Origin of the sequence: Rhizobium sp. P38BS-XIX (assembly GCF_012641435.1) — a bacterium.
Lineage (GTDB): Bacteria > Pseudomonadota > Alphaproteobacteria > Rhizobiales > Rhizobiaceae > Rhizobium.
The window spans coordinates 1-4,165 of record NZ_JABAIJ010000024.1 but is presented as its reverse complement, the minus strand read 5'-3'; the positions used below and the strand labels follow the sequence as shown (position 1 = coordinate 4,165).

4 protein-coding genes are annotated in these 4,165 nt (G+C 62.5%); all 4 read left to right on the top strand.

Annotated features, from left to right (window positions below; genetic code table 11):
- Positions 1-1,194, top strand: a 1,194-nt coding sequence (locus tag HGP17_RS33325; RefSeq protein WP_168816329.1) for an ABC transporter substrate-binding protein, incomplete at its 5' end; no start/stop codon positions are given.
- Between the two features lie 187 nt (positions 1,195-1,381).
- The gene (locus tag HGP17_RS33320) at positions 1,382-2,320 is read left to right on the top strand and encodes a sugar ABC transporter permease (RefSeq protein WP_168816328.1); all 939 of its coding nucleotides are present in this window, start codon (positions 1,382-1,384) and stop codon (positions 2,318-2,320) included.
- A 17-nt stretch (positions 2,321-2,337) separates the two neighbouring features.
- On the top strand, positions 2,338-3,255 hold the full coding sequence (locus tag HGP17_RS33315; protein WP_246704336.1) for a carbohydrate ABC transporter permease: 918 nt from the start codon (positions 2,338-2,340) through the stop codon (positions 3,253-3,255).
- Positions 3,256-3,260: 5 nt separating this feature from the next.
- Positions 3,261-4,165, top strand: a 905-nt coding sequence (locus tag HGP17_RS33310; protein WP_168816326.1) for an ABC transporter ATP-binding protein, incomplete at its 3' end; no start/stop codon positions are given.

The following is a 4,165-nucleotide window of genomic DNA, read 5'->3' as shown; positions in this document are numbered from 1 at the left end:
GCGGCGGATGTTAAGGAAGTGCAGATGCTGCACTGGTGGACATCGGGCGGTGAGGCAGCGGCTCTGAAGGTGATCAAGGACGCGCTGGCCAAGCAGGGCTACAGCTGGAAGGACGTTCCGGTTGCCGGCGGTGGCGGCAATGCGGCGATGACGACGCTGAAGGCGATGGTTGCCGCGGGCAACTACCCGACCTCGTCGCAGATGCTGGGCTACAACGTTCTGGTTTACGCCGAAGGCGGCAAGCTCGGCGACCTGACGGATCTTGCCAAGTCGGAAGGCTGGGACAAGGCGGTTCCGGCGGCATTCCAGAAGTTCTCGACCTATGACGGCAAGTGGGTTGCCGTTCCGGTCAACGTGCACTCGGTCAACTGGGTGTGGATCAACAAGGCTGTCATGGACAAGATCGGCGGCACCGAGCCGAAGACCTTCGACGATTTCCTGGCTCTGCTCGACAAGGCCAAGAAGGCCGGCGTGACGCCGCTTGCGCTGGGTGGCCAGGACTGGCAGGAAGCCATCCTGTTCGACGACGTCGTGCTGTCGACCGGTGGACCTGAGTTCTACAAGAAGGCGTTCAACGACCTCGACGAGACGGCCTTGAAGTCGGACACGATGAAGAAGTCCTTCGACAACCTTGCCAAGCTGAAGGCCTATGTCGATCCGAACTTCTCGGGCCGTGACTGGAACCTGACGACCGCCATGGTCATCAAGGGCGATGCGCTCGTTCAGGTGATGGGCGACTGGGCCAAGGGCGAGTTCCACAACGCCCAGAAGAAGCCGGGCGACGACTTCCTGTGCTACCGCTTCCCGGGCACCGACGGCAGCGTTGCCTACAACTCGGACATGTTCGCCATGTTCGATGTCGGCGCCGACCGCAAGGACGCGCAGACAGCCCTGGCCAAGACCACGATGTCGAAGGAAGTTCAGGCTGCCTTCAACGTGATCAAGGGCTCGGTGCCGTCGCGTACGGACGTTCCGGACACCGACTTCGACATTTGCGGCAAGAAGGGCATCGCCGACCTGAAGAAGGCCAACGACAGCGGCACGCTCTTCGGTTCGCTGGCTCAGGGCTACGGTGCGCCTCCGGCCGTCACGAACGCCTATCTCGACGTTGTCGACAAGTTCTTCAACGGCCAGATCAAGACCTCCGACGAAGCTGTGACGCAGCTCGTCAAGGCCATCAACGACGCCAAGTAATCATCATCACGGCAGTCGGGCGCGCCAGTCGCGCCCGGCTTTCAACCTGCGCTGCGTCATGCGCCAACGACGGCTGAAGCCTTGTTGCGTGAAGCGCCGCCCGCTGCAGGTTCAGTCGGTCTTGAGACCCCCCCAGGCCGCAACAAGAGGCCGCAACAAGAAGCCGCAACAAGAACAGGACAACTCCATGGCCATACCCACGACCGCACCAGTGGTGCAGCACCGCGCCGGGTTTCGCGAGAAGCTCCAGGACGCGCTGCCCAAGATCGTGCTCGCCCCCAGCTTTGCCTTGATCGTGGTCTTCGTCTACGGCTTCATCCTGTGGACCGTCTTTTTGTCCTTCACCAATTCGAAGGACTTCCCCAGCACCCGCGTGGTGGGATGGGCCACCTATCAGAAGCTCTGGAACTGGACCTTCGAGAGCAATCCGCCGTCCAACTGGTACACGTCGATCACCAACATGGCGATCTACGGCGTGCTCTATGTCGGCATCTGCATGGCGCTCGGGCTGCTTCTGGCCATCCTGCTCGATCAGAAGATCCGCGCCGAAGGCTTCCTGCGCACGGTCTATCTCTACCCCATGGCGCTGTCGATGATCGTCACCGGCGTTGCCTGGAAGTGGTTCCTCGATCCGAGCCTCGGGCTTGAGCAGACGCTGCACCGCATCGGCTGGACGAGCTTCCACTTCGGCTGGCTCAAGGACCCCAACTTCGTCATCTACACCGTCGTCATCGCCGGCGTCTGGCAGACCTCCGGCTTCGTCATGGCCATGTTCCTGGCGGGCCTGCGCGGCATTGATTCCGAGATGCTGAAGGCAGCCCAGATCGACGGCGCCTCCGGCTTCCGCATCTACTGGCGCATCGTCATCCCGATCCTGCGGCCGGTCTTCCTGTCGGCCTTCATCGTGCTCACGCACATGGCGATCAAGTCCTACGACCTTGTGGTGGCGCTGACGTCAGGCGGCCCCGGCGGGTCGGCCTGGCTGCCCTCGCTCTTCATGAACGACTATTCCTTCAAGCGCAGCCAGATGGATGTCGGTTCGGCCAGCGCCGTGATCATGCTGATGGCCATCACCGCCATCATCGTCCCCTATCTCTATTCCGAACTGAGGGAGAAGGCCCGATGAGCGCCGCTACACGGGATATGGCCGGACCCGCCGGCGGCAATCGCGGCGGACGCTTCGTCATCTATGGCCTGCTTGCCATCTTCGCCCTTCTCTATCTCCTGCCGCTGTGGGTGATGGTGGTGACCTCGTTCAAGACGATGAGTGAGATCCAGGACGGCAACATGCTGTCGCTGCCGAGCGCACCGACGATCACGCCCTGGATCCGGGCATGGAGCGGTGGATGCGACGCCCTCAACAACTGCCTTTCCGGGGTGGCCGGGCATTTCTGGGCCTCCGTCTATATGGTCGTGCCGGCCGTGGCGATCTCGACGATCCTCGGCGCGCTCAACGGCTACGTGCTGACCAAGTGGCGCTTCCGCGGCCACACGCTCGTCTTCGCCCTGATGCTGTTTGCCTGCTTCATTCCCTTCCAGTCGGTGCTGCTGCCCATGGCAGCCCTGCTCGGCAAGTTCAACGTGGCGGCGAACTACCTGCAGTCGACCATCGGCACCTCGCTCGGCCTCGGCTCGTCGACGCTGAAGCTGGTGGTCGTGCACGTGATCTACGGTCTGGGCTTCACCACCCTGTTCTTCCGCAACTATTACGAGGCGTTCCCGAACGAGCTGATCAAGGCTGCGATGGTGGACGGGGCCGGCTTCTTCCAGATCTTCCGCCGGATCCTGCTGCCCAACTCGGTGCCGATCATCGTCGTTACGGTCATCTTCCAGTTCACCAATATCTGGAACGACTTCCTGTTCGCCTCGACCTATGCGCCCGGCGACAGCAGCCCGATCACCATGGCGGTCAACAACATCGTCAACACCTCGGGCGGCACTGTCGAGTACAATGTCAACATGGCTGCCGCGATGATCGCCGGCCTTCCCACTCTCCTCGTCTACATTCTCGCCGGCCGCTACTTCGTGCGCGGTCTGATGGCGGGCGCCGTCAAAGGATAACAGCCATGGCTTTTCTAGAAATTTCCGGACTGAAGAAGCGTTATGGCGCCGTCGACATCCTCAAGGGCATCGATCTCGAGATGGAGAAGGGCGGGTTTCTCGTGCTGGTCGGCCCGTCGGGTTGCGGCAAGTCGACCCTGCTCAACACCATTGCCGGGCTCGAGGCGATCAGCGAGGGCGACATCCGCGTCGACGGTCGCTCGATCGGCGAGCTGCATCCGTCCAAGCGCGATATCGCCATGGTGTTCCAGAGCTATGCGCTCTATCCGAACATGACGGTTGCCGGCAACATCGCCTTCGGCATGGAAATGCGCGGCGTACCGGCCGAGGAGCGCAAGAAGGCGATCGACGAGGTGGCCAAGGTATTGCAGATCAGCCATCTGCTGGATCGCAAGCCGAGCCAGCTGTCGGGCGGCCAGCGCCAGCGCGTCGCCATGGGCCGGGCGCTGGTGCGCGATCCCAAGCTGTTCCTGTTCGACGAGCCGCTGTCCAATCTCGATGCCAAGCTGCGCGTCGACATGCGCACCGAGATCAAGCGCCTGCATGAGCGCATGAAGACGACGATCGTCTATGTCACGCACGATCAGATCGAGGCGATGACGCTCGCCACCAAGATCGCGGTTCTGAAAGACGGCATTCTGCAGCAGTTCGGTTCGCCGGCTGAGATCTACAACAACCCGGCCAACATGTTCGTCGCCGACTTCATGGGCTCGCCGGCCATGAACCTTCTGTCGGGCACCATCGAGAAGGACAGCAACGGCCTGTCCGTGTCGCTGGCCCGGCCCGACGGCGAGCCGGTCAGGCTGCCGATCGCACCCGGCCGCGAGCAGCTCGAAGCCCATGCCGGCCGTCCCGTCGTCTTCGGCATCCGCCCCGAGGCGCTGACCGACCCGGATGGCGCCGACCGCAA